Source organism: Lyngbya confervoides BDU141951, from assembly GCF_000817775.3.
GTDB lineage: Bacteria > Cyanobacteriota > Cyanobacteriia > Thermosynechococcales > Thermosynechococcaceae > Lyngbya > Lyngbya confervoides.
Genome location: NZ_JTHE03000078.1, coordinates 1 through 21,810, shown reverse-complemented (window position 1 = coordinate 21,810; position 21,810 = coordinate 1). Strand labels below are relative to the sequence as shown.

General features: G+C 51.2%; 15 protein-coding genes and 2 pseudogenes. 11 read left to right on the top strand and 6 right to left on the bottom strand.

All coding sequences use genetic code 11. The features are described 5' to 3' along the window. Positions 1-35: 35 nt before the first annotated feature. Positions 36-665 carry a CHAP domain-containing protein gene (locus QQ91_RS13195; RefSeq protein WP_166282760.1) on the top strand — a complete coding sequence of 210 codons (630 nt, stop codon included), beginning with the start codon at positions 36-38 and terminating at the stop codon, positions 663-665. 304 nt (positions 666-969) lie between these two features. Here QQ91_RS13195 and QQ91_RS13190 read toward each other — a convergent pair whose 3' ends face one another. From QQ91_RS13190 to QQ91_RS21850, 3 genes and pseudogenes are all read right to left on the bottom strand, one after another. Further along, positions 970-1,734, bottom strand: a complete 765-nt coding sequence (locus QQ91_RS13190; protein WP_166282758.1) for a hypothetical protein — start codon at positions 1,732-1,734, stop codon at positions 970-972. 5 nt (positions 1,735-1,739) lie between these two features. Further along, entirely contained in the window at positions 1,740-2,642 is a 903-nt protein-coding gene (locus tag QQ91_RS13185; protein WP_166282756.1) for a hypothetical protein, read from the bottom strand. A gap of 205 nt (positions 2,643-2,847) precedes the next feature. Beyond that, a pseudogene (locus QQ91_RS21850) lies at positions 2,848-3,123 on the bottom strand (ISAzo13-like element transposase-related protein); the annotation flags it as partial. 194 nt (positions 3,124-3,317) lie between these two features. Here QQ91_RS21850 and QQ91_RS13180 point away from each other — a divergent pair. Both QQ91_RS13180 and QQ91_RS13175 read left to right on the top strand, forming a co-directional pair. After that, complete coding sequence (locus tag QQ91_RS13180; RefSeq protein ID WP_166282754.1) at positions 3,318-4,778, top strand: serine/threonine protein kinase; 1,461 nt, start codon at positions 3,318-3,320, stop codon at positions 4,776-4,778. Next, positions 4,778-5,335: a glycine-rich domain-containing protein gene (locus tag QQ91_RS13175; RefSeq protein ID WP_201277462.1), complete on the top strand. Its 558-nt coding sequence runs from the start codon at positions 4,778-4,780 to the stop codon at positions 5,333-5,335. Before QQ91_RS13180 ends, QQ91_RS13175 begins: the two co-directional genes overlap by 1 nt. 164 nt (positions 5,336-5,499) lie before the next feature. Here the strand turns inward: QQ91_RS13175 and QQ91_RS13170 are convergent, their stop codons facing one another. Beyond that, positions 5,500-10,200, bottom strand: a complete 4,701-nt coding sequence (locus QQ91_RS13170; RefSeq protein WP_166282752.1) for a chemotaxis protein CheB — start codon at positions 10,198-10,200, stop codon at positions 5,500-5,502. 315 nt (positions 10,201-10,515) lie between these two features. After that, positions 10,516-12,027 (bottom strand): FAD-dependent oxidoreductase, encoded by a 1,512-nt coding sequence (locus QQ91_RS13165; RefSeq protein WP_166282750.1) that lies wholly within the window; start codon positions 12,025-12,027, stop codon positions 10,516-10,518. Between the two features lie 581 nt (positions 12,028-12,608). On the opposite strand from QQ91_RS13165, the gene QQ91_RS13160 reads away from it, so the two are divergent. The 8 genes and pseudogenes from QQ91_RS13160 to QQ91_RS13120 all read left to right on the top strand — a co-directional run bounded on the left by QQ91_RS13160 (position 12,609) and on the right by QQ91_RS13120 (position 21,390). Then, positions 12,609-13,343, top strand: a complete 735-nt coding sequence (locus tag QQ91_RS13160) for a DUF3891 family protein (protein ID WP_166282748.1) — start codon at positions 12,609-12,611, stop codon at positions 13,341-13,343. Positions 13,344-13,617: 274 nt separating this feature from the next. After that, positions 13,618-14,046 carry a hypothetical protein gene (locus tag QQ91_RS13150; protein ID WP_166282746.1) on the top strand — a complete coding sequence of 143 codons (429 nt, stop codon included), beginning with the start codon at positions 13,618-13,620 and terminating at the stop codon, positions 14,044-14,046. Between the two features lie 11 nt (positions 14,047-14,057). Continuing rightward, positions 14,058-14,582, top strand: a complete 525-nt coding sequence (locus tag QQ91_RS13145) for a hypothetical protein (protein ID WP_166282744.1) — start codon at positions 14,058-14,060, stop codon at positions 14,580-14,582. A 529-nt stretch (positions 14,583-15,111) separates the two neighbouring features. Then, positions 15,112-17,799 carry a cation-translocating P-type ATPase gene (locus QQ91_RS13140; RefSeq protein ID WP_166282742.1) on the top strand — a complete coding sequence of 896 codons (2,688 nt, stop codon included), beginning with the start codon at positions 15,112-15,114 and terminating at the stop codon, positions 17,797-17,799. A 96-nt stretch (positions 17,800-17,895) separates the two neighbouring features. Then, on the top strand, positions 17,896-18,216 hold the full coding sequence (locus QQ91_RS13135; protein ID WP_166282740.1) for a protein tyrosine phosphatase family protein: 321 nt from the start codon (positions 17,896-17,898) through the stop codon (positions 18,214-18,216). Positions 18,217-18,237: 21 nt separating this feature from the next. After that, on the top strand, positions 18,238-19,632 hold the full coding sequence (locus QQ91_RS13130) for an MBL fold metallo-hydrolase (RefSeq protein ID WP_166282738.1): 1,395 nt from the start codon (positions 18,238-18,240) through the stop codon (positions 19,630-19,632). 68 nt (positions 19,633-19,700) lie between these two features. Further along, a pseudogene (locus QQ91_RS13125) lies at positions 19,701-20,036 on the top strand (permease); the annotation flags it as partial. A 307-nt stretch (positions 20,037-20,343) separates the two neighbouring features. Then, positions 20,344-21,390 carry an AI-2E family transporter gene (locus QQ91_RS13120; RefSeq protein ID WP_166282736.1) on the top strand — a complete coding sequence of 349 codons (1,047 nt, stop codon included), beginning with the start codon at positions 20,344-20,346 and terminating at the stop codon, positions 21,388-21,390. A gap of 97 nt (positions 21,391-21,487) precedes the next feature. Here the strand turns inward: QQ91_RS13120 and QQ91_RS13115 are convergent. Then, positions 21,488-21,810: DUF6399 domain-containing protein (locus QQ91_RS13115; protein WP_236096191.1), on the bottom strand; the 323-nt coding region annotated here is incomplete at its 5' end.

Below are 21,810 nucleotides of genomic sequence, written 5' to 3'. Positions count from 1 at the left end.
GTGGTCAGCCGCACTTTCAAAAAAAGGAGCTTAGGATGTCTCAAGCCAGTTATAAAAAAAGTCGCGTTTGTAGACAGAGCAAGAAAAGGCGCGCCAGTTTTCCCGATTGCAGTTGGACAGTTAACGTTCTCGTCGTCATTTCCCTAATGGGTGGGATTGCGTTTACTACCAGCTGTTCATCAGATGCAGCAAACATCGTCAGCGCAGAAAGTCCAGCAGCTCGCGCCGTGAGTTGGGCCGCCAAACAAGTCGGACAGCGTAGCGCATCCGATCCCGCGAAGAGCTATTGGCCCTTGGGAGAGGAACAAGGCGACTGGGCACCGGGATACAGGGGTGAATGGTCCGGCGACTGCGCAAAGTTCGTTTTCTCGGCTTGGCGCTTTGGTGCCGGCATCGACATTTACATGAATGATGCATCGAAGCAGTACCATCACTACAAGGCGCAGATCCAGCATGGGGCACCTCCAGCTGGCGCAATAGTGTTCTGGCCCGATCTTCCGCCCTTTGGGCATATCGCGATCTCCGATGGATTGGGCGGCATCTATACGACTGAGGGCCTTGATGGGGATAACCTACCCATCGCCCATCTCACAAGTAAACAGGCGGTTCAGACGTTTGGCACGCCTGCTGGCTGGGTGCTTCCGCATGGCTCTGCCTCTTTTTGATGGAGAGGTTTTCTAGTGCATCGCATCTGGTTCGCGATTCTTTGACTTTGCCAGCAGAGCTAGAGCACGAACTCACTGCTGAAGCATCCCGGCTGAACTTGCCTGGCTCACGGACCTTCAGTGTAATACCCTCAAGGGTTGGTAGGGAAGCGGGGTTGCTCTCTTCGTCCAGAATTGCAGCGATCGCATCCAGGTGGAGTTGAAGTCAGGCTTTTTGTGCTGGGGGCATTTGCTCTACCCAGTGGGTCGGTCGTTCTCTCCTTAGCTGATTCCCTGATTGCTGCAAACCTGCCATGCTTCCTCTTTATGTGAGGGCAAGAGGCGAGCCAGAGAGATGGTTGATAAACTGATCGTAAAATTGACATTTAAGCTGATATGCATTCTCTTGAAGTTTAAGGCAGTAAATGAGAGCCTCTTCAGACGAAATGAGTCTCTTGAGATGAATCGCCAGTTCTTGAGAATGGGTTAATCCGCCTAGAATACTTTCTTGTCCAATATCTGAATTTCTGCTGTCATGGATCATGTGGAAATAGTAGAACTCCGATCTAATTTTGTGTTGTGACTGCCCACTAGATAGGCGTTCAGAAATTCGTTGCCAGAGACAGGAATACTCAACTGAGACCAGCACCTCTGCCCAAAAACGAAGAAATGCAACCAACCCTACCTGACAATGCTTTTCTCCCAGACACCTCACCAGCTGCTGATAACTCTCATTTCTAACATTTTGAGTGATGAGGGTTTCCGGTGTTGTTAAGATCATTTCGGAAGTTGCACCTAGATTGAGCAAATCTTGGAAAAGTAGCTCTCGATGAGAAGGTAGGGGAACTCCTTTGGTATTGCGTGGAAATTCCTCATTCAGAATCCCTCTAACTGTTCGCTTGATCGGCTCATCCGTCAGAGCATCAATCACAAATTCGTAAAAGTTGACGATAGAAAGTGATAAAAAGCGACGCTGGATAAGAATTGCAAGCAGATTTTGCCAAGCGATCCTATCAATCTGGTTAAACAGTGGATGAGATCTAAACTTCGTAATCAAGGAAATCTCATAATCATTGAGGGTCCCAATCATGACTTTTAACTCGTAAATAAGATTTTCAGGTCATTTCTCCAATTTTGATTTGGATCTGGGTGAAAGCGACGAGCAACTTGCCACATGAGCTCAAAGTCATTTTGTAAGGTCTGCGTGATCAGTTGATTGGCAGAGTTTAGCGTTAACTCTAACTGAAATGTATTAATCGCAAGTGATCCGTGTAGAAAAGGTGCTGCCAACATATAACGACCCGCTCGATAAATTGCGAGAGAAGGAAGCGTATCATATAGCTTAATCTCGATAAGCTTAGAAGTGCCTAAAATTCTGATGATTTTTTCTAACGTTTCCAGATTGGCAATCACACAGTCTTGAATATTGATCTCATCTCCGATATTGCTATTAGCATATTTCCTCAAAACTTCTTCTCGCAGCTTTGCTGCTTCGGAATAAGGCCAAGCGAGTAATACTCTGACCTGAATGCCATTTTGGAGGCATCGAATGAGGTGTTCAGAATAGTCATTTAAATTGGGCGCAAAGGTTTGAAGGACATCTACTTGCTTATGTTCTGAATTATCCGAATCGATCAAATCATTAAGGGCTTTTCCAAAGCCATCTCTGGGAAAATTTGGATAAATGTAATTTAAACCAATCTCCGAAAAGAATATATCTTTATTCTGGTATTGATAATACTGTTCATTTAAACGTTTATGAAGTTGTGGGAGTTTGTGTCCTTTGCCCACAATCCGAAATTTTTTATAGATATTCTTTAACCTTTGGGTGAAAGCCTCTTCTTCAATTTTCGAGTATGACTTAATATAGGCTTCTAGCAATTCACTTTTAGTGGGACATCGCGCTTCTTGAAGACACATCACGACTTCAGCTTCAAGAGAAGTCAATCCGTATTCTGGACAATTGGAAAGTGTTTCTAAAAATGAATCCCAGCTCATAATCAGTCATTACTTAGGATGGATTCTTGTAAAAATCAATGAATCAACTAAGAGGTTAATCTGGGTTTAATCTGATAATTCCAGTCATCATAAAATCGCCTTCTGTAGTGCGATCGCATTGAATTCATGGTCAGACTCATCAAATTTACCATAACTGGCCGACGGATTGGTCTGCTTCGCCAGTTTGGGTGATGTGACAAAACAACTGTTGAAACGGCTTCACAGTCTCAGCAAAGTGCTTGAACGGTTTGTCTCGGTCAGGGTGATCACAGTCCTCTTGAGGTTCGCAATTACTTTGTAAGCTGTAATCCATTGACCGTACCCAGTTATAAACTGTTTTCGGGCACACTTCATGCCCCATGTTTCCTAATTGCTCTGCCCGCTTGTTCACGCTCTTAACAGTCCAACGCAAGGGAGATTTTAGGTCACCACGAGTTGTTGGTTCAACCAGCGATTCTAAATTATCCAGGATACTTTGATCCTCTAAAACGATAGTAGCATTCTGTAGTTCCTTTACACCTGATTACCCTTCACTACACTTCCCCAATATTGACGCACTTATGGATGCAGTCAATGATGATTATACCGTTTAGAACCTTCAGTGGCACAGGAGCATTCTCCGACTTAGCACCCCTCTAGAAATACCATTACCCTCGCTTATGAAGACGGATAACCATGTTGACGACTGATGCCATTCTCACCGATCGTTATCAAATTAAGGAATTATTGAGTCAAAAAGCTGGACGACAAACCTTTTTGGCGAAGGATCTCCACTCTCAAGTACCAGTCATCATTAAACTGCTGCGATTTGGAGATGGCTTTGAATGGGACGATCTGAAGTTATTTGAGCGCGAAGCCGCCACGCTTAAAAATCTCGATCATCCTGAAATCCCTAAATATATCGACTACTTTGAGATTGATGAAGTCGATACACCTGGTTTCGCGTTGGTACAATCTTATATCGAGGCACCTTCACTTGCAACTCTCATTGCTAGGGGCCGAAAATTTTCCGAGACTGAGATTATCGAGCTAGCTGATCGTTTATTGGGGCTATTGATCTATCTCCACCAGCAAGCCCCCCCTGTAATTCATCGAGATATTAAGCCTAGTAATATTCTGCTTGCAAATCGCTCTGGTAATAGTATGGGGGATGTCTATCTCGTTGATTTTGGCTCAGTACAAACGGTTGCAAAACAAGAAGAAGGAACCGTTACAATCGTTGGCAGTTATGGCTATATTCCTCTCGAACAATTTGGCGGACAAACGACAACCGCCTCGGATTTATATAGTTTGGGGATGACGTTGATTTATCTACTAACGGGCACGCATCCCGCAGAGTTACCCCAGGTAGATGGACGAGTGAAATTTAATGCCGAAATTAGCAAGCGACTCCAGCGATGGCTAGAAAAAATGACCCATCCCCATCTTGACAAACGATTTGATAGTGCTAAAGTGGCGCAACTCGCGCTGAAATCTGAAGATGGCAGCTATGGGAATTTCGATCAATTAAAACCTGCCCATACTCAAATTCGTCTATATCGCGATCAAAATCGATTGCAAATCACCTGGTATCACGAAAATCCAAATTTCTTTCTCCAGATCTTGGCTGGATGGTTACTATTTGCCTCGATTATTTCATTAGTTTTTTCATCGCTTACCTATATGTTTTTTGTGTTTTTTATATGTCTTATGTGTTTTTTTCTTGTGAATGGATTAACGCGGATGATTCCTAAAAACAATCGTCGTCATAAAACAAGCTGCCATTTAATTATTGATGAAGGCCACATTTATAACTTGAAAGATCGCAAACAGGGTCATAATCCTATCAAACTATCCGAGCATCCGCGATCGCTGATCGAAATCTTGGCGTATAATCCTGGCTATACATTCGACAAATGTTTAGATACAAACGGCAAACTTATTCAAGGTAGTGCCATTACCATTCCACCGAAATTGTATTTATATTGCGGGAATTTTGAATATTCCTTTCCTGCTCATTTTTCCTCGGCTAAATTTTCCCAGACAGAATTATGGTGGCTGGGGCAGGAGTTAAGTGACTTTCTCAATCTCGAACTCCAAGTTATTTATCCTACTCCTGAAGTGCCTCCTGCATCCTCCTGTGGAGGTGGTTGCTAATGAATAAAACCGAAGCCGAACTCTACGCTAAACTTTGTGAATTTAAGCTGGACGATCCCACCGCTCCCTATCCTATGTCGGCTAAATTAGCATGGGAATATCATTGGAGTGAAATCTATACTTTGCGAGCGATGTACGAATATAAGAAGTACCTTTTCTTGGCCGCGATCGCTGAAGGGATGGTGTCGCCATCGAGCGCGATCGATTGCGTCTGGCACTATCATTTACTCTATACCCAGTCCTATTGGGAAGAATTATGCGGCAAGATTTTGAAAAAATCGCTCCATCATTATCCCGGCGATAGCGGAGCGAGTCAGCGATATGATTACACCATCGAACTCTATCAACGTTATTTTGGGTCACCGCCAACCGATATTTGGGATTTTCCTCCGCTCCATAGCAATCATCTCGATCTGCACCAACGTTATTGGCAAATTCCCAATCCGATTTATTGGGTCAAAAAAATATTTCTCTTTAGTTCTCTTTCGTCATGCAAACGAAAAAAGAGAAAAGACAAAACTCATCCAATCATCTACCTAAGGGACAAAACGGTGTAAGGGACAAAACGGTGTCTGCGGCGCTCCAGATCTGGGTCTAAGTCGTCGAGTAAGATATTTGCTAACACCGGCGATCGCAATGGCGAGGGGCGGGCTTCCTCGACTCCAGCCGGGTTTCTGGTCGACAGAACCTTTGAACCCCCAACGGCGTGGGTAGGTATGGCCTAGACGGGTCTATTTTCCTGGATGAACTGGCTCAGGGTCTGCAAGTTGACGGGTTTAGTCCAATGCTTGTCAAAACCAGCAGCTTTGGCCTTCGCCTTATCTTCGGGCTGTCCATACCCGCTGGTGGCAATGAGGAGAGTCCTGTTCAACGATGGATACGAACGAATGGCACGAGCCACGGCGTAGCCATCCATCTTAGAGGTTAAACTGATATCGCTAATAATGACCTCTGGCTGAGAGGCTTGGGCCAGGGCAATTCCTGCTTCGCCGTCTCTGGCCACGCTGACGTCGTATCCCACATGTTCTAAATACGTTTGCAAGATGACGGCGGAATCTTCATCATCTTCCACAATCAAAATGCGGGTGATCCGGGGAGCGGGAGTAGATTGCTCCCTGAACGGGGTCGCCGCCTCAGCGGCAAGAGCGCGCGGGGGGGGATTCGAGACGGTGCCGGTGTAGGGCAGTCGGATGGTGACTACGCTGCCTTGATCTAACCCCGGACTTTCAGCCCAAATTTCTCCCCCATGCAGCTCAATAATTCCCTTGGCTAGCGGCAGCCCCAGACCCAGTCCGCCGCTGCGAGCCAGGGATCGATCTTCCTGGCTGAAGGCGGTAAAAATGCGGGTGAGTGCCCCTGATTCTATGCCAATTCCTGAATCCGTAATTTTTATGGTGACAGACTGCTCTGAAAGCATTGCTGAAATCGTGACGGTACTGTCTGGGTCAGAAAACTTGATTGCATTTTGCAGCACGTTGGAAAAGGCCTGCATCAGCCGCACAGAATCGCCCTGGGATTCAATTTCTTGATCCGGAAGGATCGCGTTGAGGGTAATCCCTTTAGAGGCTGCAGAACTGGAGGCATCCACAATCACATCGCGGAGCAGCTGCATCAGGCCAATGGTCTGGGGCTGAAGCTGAACCTTCTGGTAGACCAAGCGGGAGACATTCAGTAAATCATCCACTAACCGATTGAGCTGCGAGAGCTGCCGACTGGCCACCGCCTGCAGACGATCTCGTTCTTCCTGGGCAATGTTTTTAGGCAGGGTTTGCAGCAATTCGATGCTGCTGCTGAGAGCGTTGAGGGGATTGCGGAGCTCGTGCCCCAGCGCGGCTAGAAATTCGTCTTTGCGGCGATCGGCGGCCTTCAGCGCTTCTTCGTCCTGCTTGCGTTGGGTTACATCATAGTTGACCCCGATCATCCTGGCTGGATTGCCTTCGGTATCGCCAATGATTTTGGCTTTGGCGACAATCCACTTCAGGGTTCCGTCCCTGAGCTGAATGCGGAACTCCGTATCAAATTCTGTTTTTCGTTCAATGGCGGTGCGCACCTTGCTCTGAACCTGGGGAATATCGTCGGGATGAATATAGCGATAAAATAGCTCGACAGTGGGTTCGCCGACCTGGTCGGGTTCTAACCCTAACAGGGTATATTCAAGGTCATTCCAGGTGGATTTGCCGGTGGCAATCTCCATCTCCCAGATTCCCATCCCGGCCGCTTCAATGGCCAGATCGAGCCTTTCGCGGCTTTTTTCCAGGGCCAACTGACTTTTTTCCCGCTGCACTGTTGCTGCCAGAATATTGGCGATCGCTTGGAGGAAGGAAATATCCTCGGCGGTAAACGGCCGAAGGGTCTGGGCGTAGCTGGTTAGAATGCCGTAGATTCCTTCCGTCCCATAGACGAGGGCGCTCAGCCCACAGGCAATCTTGAGCGACTTCAGCAATGAGGACTGGCTAAACCGGGTTTCCTTGGTAAAGTCTTCCACCACAATCGGTTGCTGCGCCGTCATGGTAAACCCTGGATGGGAGTCCGTGGCGCTGACGGTGGCCTGGCCAAGATCTCCTGGGGGCCAACCATTGCCGCTTTGTAACAGCAGCTTTTCGGGTTGATGGGCCTGGTAGATAAACAGCCCACAAGCATCGGAGTTCAGGGTTTGGCAAACAATATCAACGGCCCGTTCACAGACCGAGGCCGCTCTGTTTTCTTGCAGGGCGAAGGTGCCAATTTCAGCGATCGCTTCCTGGCGTCTGGCCCATTCCTCAGCGTGACTCCTCGCCTGGTGCAAATCGGTGACATCCACGAAGGTGAGGACAATGCCACTGATGACGTTGTCCAGGGTCCGGTAGGGCATGATCCGCGTTTTGTAATAGGTTCCCTCTCCTTTCATTCGCACATCGCGCTCGATGGGCACCAGAGACTGCAACACTTCCCGCGCATCGGTTTCAATATCGAGATCTTCAATGGCCAGGGAAATGTCAGTAATGGGTCTGCCGATATCGGTACTGATCAGATTACAGACCTCGGTGGCAGTGGGCGTAAACCGCTTAATCCGGAGCGTCTCATCCAGAAAAACCGTGGCAATTCGCGTGCTTTCGAAGAGATTTTGGATGTCGTTATTGGCCGCGTCTAGCTCTTCAACCTTGTTCCGCAGCTCGGCATTGACGGTTTCTAGCTCCTCGTTGATCGACTGCATCTCCTCTTTCGAGGTCTGTAGCTCTTCATTAGAGGATTGCAGCTCCTCATTCATCGAGAGAAGCTCTTCGTTGGCAGATTTCAGCTCCTCATTGGAGGTTTCAATTTCTTCAATGGTGGACCGCAGCCGTTCTTGGGTGTCCCGCAGTTCATCCTCTAGCTGTCTGATCACTGACTCCTCTTCGGGATCTAGCGCATGCTCCTGGGGCGGGCGCAAGGCGTTCTCAACGTCTTGAAAAATGATCATCAAACAGTCATGGTCGCCCAGGGTTTCCTGAATAGGGCGGGCAATGAGGTTAACCGTGATAATTTGCCCTTCGTTGCTGATGGGCACCTTGGGGCGAATCGCTTCCTGCTGGGAAGCTCTAGCCGATTGAATGAGCGATCGCAAGTCTACGCGCAGGCCAGGTTTGGCCAAGTCAAAGATCTGGGTGCTGGGCGCTCCCTGGGAGGGTTCTAAATATTTTCCGGTGCGGCCAAAGAAGTAAACAATTTCGTTATGCTCGTTGATAATCACGCAAGCGGGGGCAAAGTCCTGGAGCAGGACGCGTTCGATAGAGTGGACAATCTGGGGCTGACGATGGGTGGGGGCCTGCTTCTGGAGCGGAAAAAACGGTCGGTAGGCACTGCGATCGACCAGGGGAAACTCTACCTGGGGCGCAATCATAGCCTGCTTTCGCTGAAAGATCCGGTGGGCTTTATCGGTGGTCCGAAACAGTTCGCCGCCGTGGGGAGAAAGGTTTTCCGAGCTGCCAAGAAATAGGTGTCCCTCTGGTTTCAAGGCATAGTGAAACAAAGGAATTAACCGCTTTTGCAGCTCTGAGTCAAAGTAAATCAGTAAATTTCGACAGCATAGTAAATCTAGGCGTGAAAAGGGCGGATCGCTAATTAAGCTGTGCTGGGAAAAGATACACATCTCGCGCAGAGGCTTGACCACTTGATAATGACCTTCCTGGCGGACAAAGAATCGTTCGAGGCGTTCAGAGGTGACTTGGTCGGCAATGTTATCGTGATAGCGACCTTGCCGGGCCTGATTGAGGGATTGCTCATCAATGTCCGTGGCAAAGATTTGGACCGTGGACCGTCGGTTGCACCGATCCATCTCCTCGGCCAGCAGGATTGCCACAGAGTAAGCCTCTTCGCCAGAGGAGCACCCCGCAATCCAAATTCGGATGGATTGATTGCTGGGGCAGTTTTCCACCAAAGCGGCGATCACCGCGCGCTGCAAGGCCTTAAACGAGTTGGGATCGCGAAAAAATTGAGTGACGCCAATGAGTAAATCTTTAAAGAGCTGACTAATTTCGTCTGGATCGCTCTTGAGATATTGCACGTAGGCTTCTACGGACGGCGTTTGGGTAATCTGGATGCGGCGCTGAATGCGGCGAATTAAGGTTCCCGTTTTATAATTGCTGAAATCGTGGCCAATGCGACGGCGCAATAACCTACAAATTTGCGCCAGATAGTCCGAGGCTTGGGGCAAGATGCCGTCTTCGTCCAGGTTGGCCCGCAACCCCTCGCGGTGCCGTTGATATTCCAGCAACTTTTCCGGAATTTTTTCGACGGGCAACACATAGTCGACGAGCCCAGACCTCACCGCATTGCGCGGCATGCTGTCATACTTCGCCGTTTCGCTATCCTGAGCGATCGCTAAGCCGCCATATTCTTTAATGGCTTTGAGTCCGCTGGTGCCATCGCTGCCGGTGCCCGACAAAATTACGCAGATGGCTTTTTCCCCTTGATCTTCGGCTAGGGATTGGAAAAAAGTATTGATGGGCGCCCGGTGCCCCCTGGCCGGCAGGGGGGTGGACAGGCGCAAGACGCTCTTTTCTACGGTCAGCGTTGCATTGGGGGGGATAACGTAAACGTGATTGGGCTGGAGTGGAACTTCTTCCTTCACCTGCAGCACCGTCATCTGCGTCTCTTTGGCAATTAATTCCGAGAGCAGACTGTCATGATCGGGTGCCAGATGTGAGATGAGCACAAAAGCCATCCCGCTATCTTCATCCATCTGTCTAAAGAAGGTCTGAAACGCTTCTAACCCCCCTGCGGAGGCCCCAATTCCCACGGTCAGGAATGAGTCAGAATCGTGGGGGTTTTCGGTGATTTCGGCCTCCCCAGGAGCCGCTTGGGATCTGGCCGCACCGACGGATCGGTCCGATTTTTGGCCTTGCTGTTCCTCTGCATTCGATTGTGCCAAATCCTGGGAAACTCCCTTTGAATTAGAAGCCATTTTATCCAGCGTTAAGGAGTCGTTGGTGCTGAGAGGCCTGGATTCTTGTGGCCACAATATCGGAAACTATGGGCGAACACAGTAATCTCAGCCTCTGTACTGACGATAACCTGACGAAGTTTGCCTCACGGACTTTTCCCCCGAGGGGATTAACACCAGAATTGGTTTACTGCTTCAAGGCTAAGCCCCAAAAATATGCCTGGACTGTCTTCTTAACACTTTTTTACAGGCGCGCACCAAGGAGTTTATCTTGGGGACGATTGACCCCAAAAGCGCTTGACAAAACCGGGGCGGATCTGGGGAGGGTGCAAACGCTCACGATTCAGTCTGTAACGGTTGAACGGCTGGCCCATTTAATACTTGCCCGGAACCACTAAAGCGAGCCCCATGGCAAGGACAGTCCCAGCTTTTCTCGGCGCTGTTCCAATTGACGATGCAACCGAGGTGAGAGCAAACTGCGGAGACGGTATGAACAGCTCCGGTTTTGTCGCGAGAAGCTGCCACTTTCTGTCCTCCCAGGGTCAAAATTTTGCCTTCCCCCGGTTTGATATCCTCAAACGAGGATTGGTTCAGCCCTTTGAGGCGATCGCCAATCCAATGTTTCCCCACATCCAGGTTCTCCTTCAGCGAAGTTTGCGAGAGGAAGGGGGTTGCCCGCGTCGAATCGTAGAGACTGGCCCAGGGGTTATCGTTGCCAAGGATGCGATCGCTCAAGATCATTCCAGAAAGGGTTCCATGGGTCATTCCCCAGAGACTAAAGCCCGTTGCCACAAAGATATGCTGATCTAAGGGGGTCAAAGGACCTATATAGGGTAAATGGTCAAAGGACTTGACATCTTGGCTGGACCAACGGTAGTCAAATCTTTCAATTCCAAATCGTTCCCGACCATAGGTTTCAAGAGCTTGGTAGCGATCTTCGGGATGGCTCTCGCTGCCCACTTTGTGGCCTTCGCCGCCAATGAATAGCAGCAGATCCTCCCCCCAGGGGGTTGTCCGAATCGAGCGATAGGGATCGTCGATGCTGATAAACATGCCGTCGGGGGCTTGGGAAGGATTAATCTTGGCGGCCACCAGATAGGACCGTTTCGGGTAGGCTTTCGCAAAGAATAGCCCCTGGTCTAAAATCGGTAAATTGGTGGTGACAATGACATCTTGCGCTAGTATGGTGCCCTGGTCTGTGATGACTTCACAGGGGGTTCCCCTTTCAACAGTCTTCACCCGAGTCGATTCAAAGACATGGCTACCGTTTCCCGCAATTTTATTCGCCAAGTGAAGCAAATATTTACGGACGTGAAATTGGGCCTGGTTTTCAAACTTTATGGCCCCGGCGATCGGAAAGGGGAGAGAAACCTCCGTCACAAAGGTGGCAGGTAAGCCCAAGCGAACGGCAGCCTCCACTTCTCCTGTAATTTGCTCTAGATTAAGCTCCGACTCGGTGAAGGTATAGGCCGATTTCCATTGAAAGTCGCAATCAATTTGCTCTTGTTCTACCCAGGCGGCAATCTGGGTGATGGCCGCTTGGTTTGAATCGGCATACATTTTGGCCTTTTGTTCCCCTTGTGCTGCGATGAGCTGGGCATAGATTAGCTGGTGTAATGAGGTGATTTTTGCGGTGGTATGACCACTGGCAGTGCTGGCTAGCCTTCTTGCCTCGATCACGGCTACGGTTTTACCCGCTTGCTTCAGCTTAAAAGCGGCGCTCAGGCCAGCAATCCCGCCGCCTACGATCGCCACATCCACTGGAATATTTTGCGATAAAGGTTCAAAGTGAGGAGTCGGTGTAGACTCTATCCAAAAGGAGATAGGTTTACCAGAAAGCTGATTCATGGGAAAATCTTGCTAAAACGACAGGACTCAGGCTTAAAGCAGGTTGAAAAAAGGACACTTTAACTCTTCGGTGGCTTGATTCAGAACCAAAGTAAGCTTCAACAAGGTCGATCCAAAGTCTGTTCTGGGGGTTCGAGCGCAGGAAGAGGGTGTGGTTAAGTTCTATTCATTCTTGCAGCATATGCCATCCCTGTTCTCTAGCTAATCTATCGGTTGAAAGGGAATCTAGTCTGAGGCACTCTATCTTCAGAAGTATGGAAAAGTTGCTTTCGCGGCAATGAAGACAGGTTCCTCCTGCCAGATGACTCCCTAGAGGCTTTGGCGAGTTTTGCTTCTGAAATGGCACATTCAGGGGCGATCGGTTCGGACGACCTTTCTCCCTAGGGATAGAGTCTTGAGTCTGTCAGAGGACAGAGCGCTAGGGGACTGACGGCTGAAAGAATTGGATGGAGGCGTTAGCTAATTTTTCCCTGGAGTTAGAACTTCTGAAGTAACAGTTTAGGATCGCCTCTTTGATCCAGGGCGATGCTGCAAATCCACCAGATGCGCTCAACCTATTTCAATTATTTGGACCAGCCAAGATGATTGTTAATGTGACGGAGTCCGGATGGGAAGTCATTTATCATCGTGCCCATGCCCTTCTAGCTGCTCAGATCGCTAGCCAGTGGCCATTGGACAGGGCACCGCGGCTCTATGAAACCATTGCTGCTATTTCTCATCATGACGACCTAGAGCGAGAATGGGAGGACGAGGCTAAAATTACTGAGGCCGGTGCTCCCCAAGATTTTACGCTGGATCAAGGGGTTTCTGTGAAACAACTCACCCATTTAGTGGAAGGCGCCAGATACCGATCCAGATGGGTAGCCCTTTTGATCTCAATGCATGTGTGTTTTCTCCATCAACAGCAGGCTAAATCTTCAAAGGATCTGGCACGCTTTTTGGAAAAGCAGCAGGACCTGCAGCAGCACTGGCGCAAGGCCATGGGAGTAACGCCAGAAGAGGCCTCCCACGCCTATGAGTTCATGCGCTGGTGCGATCGCCTGTCTTTGATTTTGGCCCAGCGAAAAATTCCGGCGGCGGGGCGATCCCTTGAAATCACCCGTGGTTTTGAAAATCAGCGGTATGACCTTCAGCAGATCGATGCTCCTCACCGAGTCACGGTCCAACCCTGGCCCTTTGCAGCCTCAGAATTTGTTGTTACGGTTGAAGCCCAGTATTTATCAGACCTGAAATATAACAGTTCCCAGGCACTAGAGATGGCCCTCAGGGAAAAGGCTGAAGTTCGAGATATTCAATGGACCTTTGCTGCCTCCTAGCAGATAGTCTGACCTCTGGCGTAGCCCCCGGTCCGAGGCGGACCCCGTTCATTCCCGATGCATTTCCCCAAGAACGGCTTGAAGCCTTGGGAAAACAGGGTCCCAATGAAGCGTCCCGGACAACCCCTTAAAGGTGTCACTTGCTGCCCTGGGGCCCTGCAGACTATACCCAGCGAGGAGGAAGGCGATATTCCCTTTACTACCTTTCGATAGATTGAGCATAGTCTTGAGCTATCTAGAATCAGGGATAGACAATTTTGTAGACAAAACAACGATGTTACCGACTATCAAAGGGTTTCGGGCTGTAGCGGTATCCATGCTGCTCGTGTGCCTTTTATTTGTATCCGGTTGCGGCAGTCTTCCTGCCGTTCGCTCATTGCCTGGATCGGCTGGTAGCCAATATGCTCAAATTGAGCAGGGCAACACCCCGGCTGGTCAGGATTTTGGGGCTTGGGTCATGCAGACGGCAACGGGACTCATTCAGGATGCCTACGTTCGGAATGAGAATAAATTGGGGGTGGTGATTACCCCTCAAGTGGACCCCTCTGATGTTAAGCCCTTGGCGCGATCGCTTGTTTCAGGGTTCCATAAAAACTTTCCCCAGCGGGATTTAACGGTTTTGGTTTACGCGCCTGACAAGCAGCTCATCCTAAGAGCTGAGTACGATAACCAGTCCAATAATATTCAATACAACGCAGCATAAGGAGACTTGCAATGAGCAGCAGCGATCGATATAAGCGTGCCATCATGAACGAGTTAGCCAGTGGCAATGTGGAGTCTCTGGAGGCAGGTTCTTCGGGCAATTTGTCGCCGCAGTACGATAACTTTGATGATTTTGCCCAGCGTTCTTCTCGCGATGAGCGCAAGACTCTGTTTTCCCAGATGCTTCATCCCCAGAAAATTCCGCACTCCCAAATGGAACCCGAGCTAAGGCAAGCCATTGAAAAAATCAAGCCGAATCAGCGAGACGATGTGGCTCGGGAGTTTTTTAAGCACCTTCAGGAAAGGGGCCTGAGCGATCGCCAGTTGGCGCAGCAGCTTGGCCTATCAACGCATCATCCCCAACGGATGAAGGCGGACGATGTCAGCAAGCTGGCCAGCTTCGTCTATCATAGCCACCCGGATATTTTCCAGGAGGTAATGGCGGACCAGCCTGCCCTGGTTAAGTTTCTGAGCCATCCTTTGGTGGGGGCTATCATGGGCGCGGTGGCCTCGAAGTGGTTAGGAAAACGATCCTAACCTCAAATCCCCACTGGGGATTCCGGAGCCTCTTAACGTTGAAGAAGATCCGGCATTGATTCCAAATTTCCCCAGCGCTTGGGAAGGAACGTTGCTTGGCCAGCTTGTCGATCGGCCGATCGACAAGCTGGCAGTCCTAAGGCTTGGCGGGGGGCAGTTGATTCCACGACTATGGGAGGATCCGCTGGGCGGTGGTGCCGGAAACCCTGTTCGCTGAGCAGTTAGAAGGTAGTTAGAAGCAGAACAAGGAGTCACTGATCTGCGACATTGGCAGTCAAACTCGACCAGCTGGTTCGTACCATTGCCGATCTTCTGAAGTCTTCCCCTGGTCCAGACGAATAATTTCCAGGTCAGGGGGAGAGGATGTCAAGGGGAGTGAGGATGGACAGAGACTCGCGCAAATAGTACGAAAGTGCGCCCCGTGCAGGTCGCGTCTTCAGACCTTTGGCTAGAACAAGATCTACAGTCTGGTAGATTTCTGGGACTGAACACTTGCCTAAGATTGCATGAACAATAGTTAAGAACTGTCATGGGATCACCCGCGATCGCAGCCCATGCTCAATCCGTTGAGCATGTTCTTCAAACCCTTGAGGTTAAAAAAGAACGTGGGCTTTCGGCCCGCGAAGTTCAGCGGCGCCGGGAACAATATGGTGCAAACCGGATCCAGAAGGTAAAACGCCGCAGTCGGTGGCAAATTCTGCTAGATCAATTTAAAAGCCCAATTATTGCGCTGCTTGGCGTTGCTAGTCTACTTTCCTTTGCGTTTCAGGAATGGATTGAGGGCGTAGCTGTACTCATTGCGATTGGCCTAAACGCTGCCATTGGCTTTGTGACTGAATCGAAAGCAGTGCAATCAATGGCAGCCCTGCAAGAGCTAAGTCATACTGCGGCAACGGTTCGGCGACAGGGACAGCTTGAGCAAATTCCTGCGGAGGACTTGGTGCTGGGAGATGTGGTGGTCTTTGAGGCCGGAGATCTGGTGCCAGCGGATTTAAGAATTGTGGAACGTTCCAAGCTTCAGGTGGATGAATCGGCCCTGACGGGGGAATCTTTGCCCGTCAGTAAAACCATTGATCCGCTGGCAACCGACCTGCCCCTGGCGGAGCAGACCAACCTGCTGTTCAAGGGCACCGCCATTACTCGAGGATCGGGCAGTGGAGTGGTGGTGGCCGTCGGGATGGAGACCAAGCTAGGCCAAATCTCCCAGTTAACCGCTGAAGCGAAGGAAGAAGTCACGCCCTTGGAAAAACGCCTAGACCAGTTGGGACGGCGGTTAATTTGGATTACGTTAATCGTGGCTGTTTTTGTGGCGGTGGCGGGTATCCTTGGCGGCAAGGATCTGCTCTTGATGGTGGAAACGGCGATCGCGCTTTCGGTGGCGGCTGTGCCCGAAGGGCTGCCCATTGTGGCCACCATTGCCCTGGCCCGCGGCATGTGGCGCATGGCCCAGCGCAATGCTTTGATCCATCGGCTATCGGCGGTGGAAACCCTGGGGGCAACCAACGTTATCTGTACCGATAAAACAGGCACCCTAACGGAAAACCGGATGACGGTGACGCAGATTGCCCTGGCTGACGCTGAAATTCAGGGGATGGGGGAAGCCCTAGAGGCAGCGGGAGAATTCAGCGCCGATCACCAAGGGATAAATCCGGGTCAGCATGAGCGCCTACAGGCCCTATTGACCGTTGGGGTACTCTGTAACAATGCTGCCCTCTCTACCCGTGATCGCTCCCGGATTGGGGATCCTACGGAGATTGCCCTGCTGGTGGCTGGAGCCAAGGCCGGACTAGATCGCGATGCCTTGCTCAAAACAATGCCGGAGGTCCGGGAAATTGCCTTTGACTCAGACAGTAAACGCATGGCGACGGTCCACCGCGCTGCAGATCAGGGTTGGTCTGAGCCGTATCGAGTGGCGGTCAAAGGTGCCCTGGAATCGGTCTTGCCCCTGTGTACGCAGCAATGGACGGCCCAGGGCCTTCAGGATTTGGGTGAGGCTGAACGGCGCCAGTGGTCAGAGCGGTCCGAAGCCATGGCGAGTTCTGGTCTGCGCGTTCTGGGGTTTGCCCAGAAACAGATGAGCGATCCCAAGGCAGATCCTTACCGGCATCTCACCTGGTTGGGCTTAGTGGGGCTGCTGGATCCTCCCCGGCAGCCCGTCAAGGAAGCCATTGCAGCCTGTCATCAAGCGGGCATCCGCGTGATCATGGTGACCGGAGATCAGCCCATCACGGCTCGCAATATTGGGGTTGCCGTAGGACTGGTCCAAGAAGCGGAAACCCAGGTGAGGCTGGGGGAGGCGTTGAATCATGTCGATCAATGCTCGCCTCCAGAAGCGCAGGCCCTGGTTCAGACCCCCATCTTTGCGCGAGTCAGCCCCAAGCAAAAGCTAGATCTGATTACCCTGCATCAGCGCCAGGGGTCCATTGTGGCCATGACTGGCGATGGGGTAAACGATGCGCCGGCACTCAAGCAGGCGGATATTGGGATTGCTATGGGTCAGCGGGGAACCCAGGTGGCCCGAGAAGCAGCGGATATGGTGCTCCAAGACGATGCCTTTCCGACTATTTTGGTGGCGATCGCCCAGGGTCGCAATATTTTTGCCAATATTCGAAAATTTACCCTGTACTTACTCTCTGGCAATGTAGGGGAAATCATTGCAGTGGCCATTGCCTCGCTCCTGGGGGCACCGCTGCCGCTGCTGCCGCTGCAAATTTTATTCCTCAATGCCGTGAGTGATGTTTTTCCTGCCCTGGCCCTCGGTGTTGGAGAAGGCACCGCTGCGGTGATGCATTCCCCTCCCCGCGATTCCCAAGAGCCGGTGCTCCCCCACCGATCCTGGATTGCCATTGGCTTATATGGACTGATCATTGCAGGGACGGTTCTGGCCAGTTTTGCCGTGGCGTTGCAAGTCCTGGCCTTCGATTTGAGTCAGGCGGTGACGGTTTCCTTCTTGACCCTTGCCTTTGCGCGTCTGTGGCATGTCTTTAATATGCGTGAGTCAGCCTCTGGTCTGTGGCACAACGAAATTTCATCCAATCGCTTTATCTGGGGTGCCTTGGCCCTCTGTACGGCCTTGCTGCTCACGGCAACCTACGCGCCTGGCCTCTCTGGAGTGCTTCAGCTGGTGCCGCCGGGTGGGGAGGGCTGGGGCTTGATCCTCGGCGCTAGCCTGATTCCCCTGGGGGTCGGGTACTGGGTCAACCAGCGTTGGCACTAAATAGGTTTAACTTCTCGCCATGTGATCCCCCATGGGACTGGATTACCCATATCATCAACCCCTTTACCTATGTGCGTCTAGTGAGCGTCAATTACCATGAATCATATCAAGCAGATCACCGCTGACATTGCGGTTGCGGATGGCCAACTCAGTCCGGCGCAGATCCAACAGGCTGCCCAGACTGGATTTCAGTCAATCCTCAATCTGCGATCGCCTCAGGCAGCAGGGACCTTGCCCCACGAGCAGGTGCAAGTTGAACAAGCCGGGCTAACCTATGCCCATATTCCTGTGACCCTCAGTGACCTGAGCGATCGCCTCACCGACCTAGTCCTGAACAAACTCGACGAACTGCCTAAACCAGTGCTCACCCACTGTAAAAAGCGGAAGCCGATGGCTAGGTCAGAGCACCCCTTTTGAACGCGAAACGAGGATTAAGTCATGTACTTTCAACAATTTTATCTAGAAAGCCTAGGTCATGCTTCCTACTTTATTGGCTCGGAGGAAACCGGGGAAGCCCTGGTTTTAGATGTGCGGCGAGATGTGGACCTCTACTTTGAGACCTCCCTTCAGCAGGGAATGCAGATTAAATATGCCGCAGACACCCATCAGCACAATGACTACATGACGGGAATTTGCGAACTCCCTGAACGAGGAAACATTCAGCTTATTGGGAGTGCGCGGGCTGACTTGGGCTATCCTGTCCGAGAAATGGGCGATGGCGATCGCCTGGAGATGGGCGAAATCCTCTTTGAGGTCCTGCAAACGCCGGGACATACGCCAGAACATATTAGCTTTTTAGTCACCGATCGCGCCCGTGGGGAAGACCCCGTACTGTTGTTGTCCGGGGGATCACTCCTGGTTGATGATGTGGGGCGGCCAGACTTGCTAGGCTCCCCGGAAGAAGTTCAGCGCCATGCCCAAGATCTCTGCCAAACGCTCAAGAACAAGATTCTCCCCCTACCGGATCATGTTCAGGTGTACCCCACCCATGTGGCTGGGTCCCTCTGTGGCGGCAATATTGGCAGTCGTCTCTCAACCACGATTGGCTATGAGCGCCGCATGAATCAACTGTTGGCTAGCCTCACCTCTGAGGATGAGTTCGCGAAGCAGTGCCTTGATCTCTCTGAATTGCCGGCAGTACCGTCCTATTGGCCACGCATGCGAAAAGCCAACAAACAAGGACCACCGTTACTCGGGGTATTGGCCGATCCACCTCCCCTGACGGTCAGTGCGTTTAAGCAATGGCAGCAGGCGGGGGCGATCGTCTTGGACTGCCGATCGCCGGAGGCTTTTGCCAGCCACATTCCAGGATCCATCAATGTGGGACTGGGGTCCTCCTTTACCATTTGGGCAGGGTCTGTTTTGCCGCCGGATGTCCCGCTCCTCTTAGTCCTGGAGCGATCGCAAGATCTATGGGATGTCTGCTGGCAACTGATCCGGATTGGCTACGATTTACCCCAGGGGTGGTTGGCGGGGGGCATGAAAGCCTGGCGTACCGCGGCGGCGGAGATCGAGCAACTGACCCTGTGGACGGTACAAGTCCTGCGGGATCAGATTGAGCGCGACCAAGACCTGTTTGTCTTGGACGTTCGCCAGAGGCAGGAATGGAAGCGTGGACATCTTGCCTCTGCAACTCAGATTACGGGGGCAGATCTGCCCCAACGCTTAGAGGAAGTGCCCCGAGATCGTCCCATCGCAGTGGTCTGCGGCAGTGGATATCGGGCTTCGGTTGCCGCGAGCCTCCTGCTCCACCACGGCTGGACTAAGGTGGTAAACGTTTTGGGCGGCATGAGCGCCTGGAAAAAAGCTGGCTATGAGGTCACTCGGTCTTAAGAGGGAGCGTCCCTTCCTAGGACTCTGCCTGTCTCCCTCCTGCTTTCTTCCTCTGGAGATTCCCCCCGATGAACTTCTGGCAACTCTACAGCGAAGCCGCCCTGACAACCGTTGGTTTTTTCTGGAAGGCGCCTTGGGCCTTTATCCTGGCCTATGTTGTCAGTAGCGCTATTCAGGTCTTTGTGACCCGCGATCGCATGGAGCAAGCCATGGGTGAAGCGGGGCAAGGCAGCATCGCTCTGGCCACCTTCTTTGGCTTTATCTCCAGCTCCTGTAGTTTTTCTGCCCTGGCAACCCCCAAAGCGCTGTTTCAGGAGGGAGCGGGGTTTGTCCCGGCCCTGGTCTTTCGGTTGGCCTCGACCAATCTAGTCATTGAGCTGGGAATCATCATTGCCGTGTTTCTGAGCATACCTGTTTCCTCAACCTTGGCTTTGGGATCCTTCCGGCGTTCTCGCCTGGATCCAGTTTGGGGCGAGCACCATGCCTCAAATACGTCGCAAAGTGGCATCGATCGGGTCTTCTTTGGCCTAGCGATCGCCTCCTATCTTTGGCTGGCGGGAGGATTGATCACCGCCGTCATCCGATAGAACCACCGGGAGAAAGGCCATGGGATCTCTGCCAATCGAGTTATAAATAGAAATTCTACGGTTTTAGAGTATTTTTGGGTTATTTAGAAATGATTGTGTGGAATGTGTAGCTGGAATTAGCCTCATGCGTTTAGGATCTTGGGTGGGCATCCTATGTCTGATGCTCTCGCTGTATATACTGTGGGAAATCCGACAAGTTCTCTTGGTGGGGTTTGCTGCTGTTGTTCTGGCCACTTGTCTGAATCGATTGGTGCAGCTGTTCCAAAGGTATTCCCTGCGCCGTGGCATGGCCGTTATCTTGACGGTTCTTCTGTTTTTGCTCTTTGTGACTGGCTTTGTCGGGGTGATTGTGCCGCCCTTGCTTGCTCAACTTCAAGAGCTCAGGACAGATCTGCCGAGCGATCTGGAGCAAGTGGAGAGCTGGGTTGACCTACTCCGCGGCTATATTCCTGCCCCACTTTGGTCAGAAATTGAAAAGATGAATGGCCTGGGAGATCAGCTTCAGTCTCGGATTGGAGATCTGGTCGGTCAATTTTTCGATGTGTTTGCGGCGTCCTTTACGGTGTTGCTGAATATCGTCTTGACTTTTGCGGTGACGGTCATGTTTCTGGCAAATCCCAAGCCCTATCGCCAGGCCTTTATTTTATTATTTCCCTCCTTTTATCGTCGGAGAATCTCTCGAATCCTGGATCAATGCGAGAAATCCCTGGTGGGGTGGGTCGTTGGAATTTTGTTTAATATGTCCGTGATTACGATTTTTAGTGGTTTGGGCCTGGGGCTGCTGAGGGTGAAGCTGGTGTTGGTGAACGCCTTTTTAGCCGGATTGCTCACCTTTATTCCCAACCTTGGACCGACCATTAGCGTCTTCCCTCCGGCCCTGTTAGCCCTGACCGATGCTCCCTGGAAGGCGATCGCGGTGGTGGCTCTCTACATGGGGATTCAACAGGTAGAAAGCAATATACTCACGCCCCTGGTGATGGAGAGACAGGTTTCCCTACTACCCGCGTTCACGCTGCTATCCCAGGCCGCTTTTTCTATCTTTTTTGGGCTTTTGGGGCTTTTCCTGGCCTTGCCCATCGTGGTGGTGCTTCAGGTCTGGATTCGAGAAATCCTGATTCGGGATATTCTCAATCCTTGGAAAACCGGGCCTTGTAAAGCCAAGCAGGGATAGGACATTGCTGCTAAGTGGATCGAGGGTGGAACGGCTTTGAGGGGGGATGCGACCTACGCCTGACCATGAAGGCTCAATTCTCGGGGAGGCCACCAATTTAATCCGGGACAGAATGCAGTGTGGGCATTTGAGGCTGTGTAAAATTTTTGTATCGTCTGGCTTGGGGGATCTCATCCATTTGTGCCAACACCGACTCGAACAGGTCTGGAAAGGGTTGACCAAACAAGCGTTGGGCAGCCGTTGTGCCATCAATGCGTCTGAGGTCATAATTGTGGATAATTTTGAAGACCTGTAGCGTCTTTGGGTCAATCCCTCGATGGGCATGATGAAGCTGTGCCAAACTCCCATTTCGACCTTCAACAGCCGAGGAAGTGCGTTGGAACTTGGCGACCATCTCCATAGACCAAGACCACCATCGTT

Bases quoted from the DNA above. Each gene is read 5' to 3' on its own strand.
- QQ91_RS13195 (WP_166282760.1), top strand. From the start codon at position 36: ATGTCTCAAGCCAGTTATAAAAAAAGTCGCGTTTGTAGACAGAGCAAG.
- QQ91_RS13130 (WP_166282738.1), top strand. From the start codon at position 18,238: ATGTACTTTCAACAATTTTATCTAGAAAGCCTAGGTCATGCTTCCTAC.
- QQ91_RS13180 (WP_166282754.1), top strand. From the start codon at position 3,318: ATGTTGACGACTGATGCCATTCTCACCGATCGTTATCAAATTAAGGAA.
- QQ91_RS13185 (WP_166282756.1), bottom strand. From the start codon at position 2,642: ATGAGCTGGGATTCATTTTTAGAAACACTTTCCAATTGTCCAGAATAC.
- QQ91_RS13145 (WP_166282744.1), top strand. From the start codon at position 14,058: ATGAGCAGCAGCGATCGATATAAGCGTGCCATCATGAACGAGTTAGCC.
- QQ91_RS13160 (WP_166282748.1), top strand. From the start codon at position 12,609: ATGATTGTTAATGTGACGGAGTCCGGATGGGAAGTCATTTATCATCGT.
- QQ91_RS13165 (WP_166282750.1), bottom strand. From the start codon at position 12,027: ATGAATCAGCTTTCTGGTAAACCTATCTCCTTTTGGATAGAGTCTACA.
- QQ91_RS13150 (WP_166282746.1), top strand. From the start codon at position 13,618: ATGTTACCGACTATCAAAGGGTTTCGGGCTGTAGCGGTATCCATGCTG.
- QQ91_RS13135 (WP_166282740.1), top strand. From the start codon at position 17,896: ATGAATCATATCAAGCAGATCACCGCTGACATTGCGGTTGCGGATGGC.
- QQ91_RS13170 (WP_166282752.1), bottom strand. From the start codon at position 10,200: ATGGCTTCTAATTCAAAGGGAGTTTCCCAGGATTTGGCACAATCGAAT.
- QQ91_RS13190 (WP_166282758.1), bottom strand. From the start codon at position 1,734: ATGATTGGGACCCTCAATGATTATGAGATTTCCTTGATTACGAAGTTT.
- QQ91_RS13175 (WP_201277462.1), top strand. From the start codon at position 4,778: ATGAATAAAACCGAAGCCGAACTCTACGCTAAACTTTGTGAATTTAAG.
- QQ91_RS13140 (WP_166282742.1), top strand. From the start codon at position 15,112: ATGGGATCACCCGCGATCGCAGCCCATGCTCAATCCGTTGAGCATGTT.
- QQ91_RS13120 (WP_166282736.1), top strand. From the start codon at position 20,344: ATGCGTTTAGGATCTTGGGTGGGCATCCTATGTCTGATGCTCTCGCTG.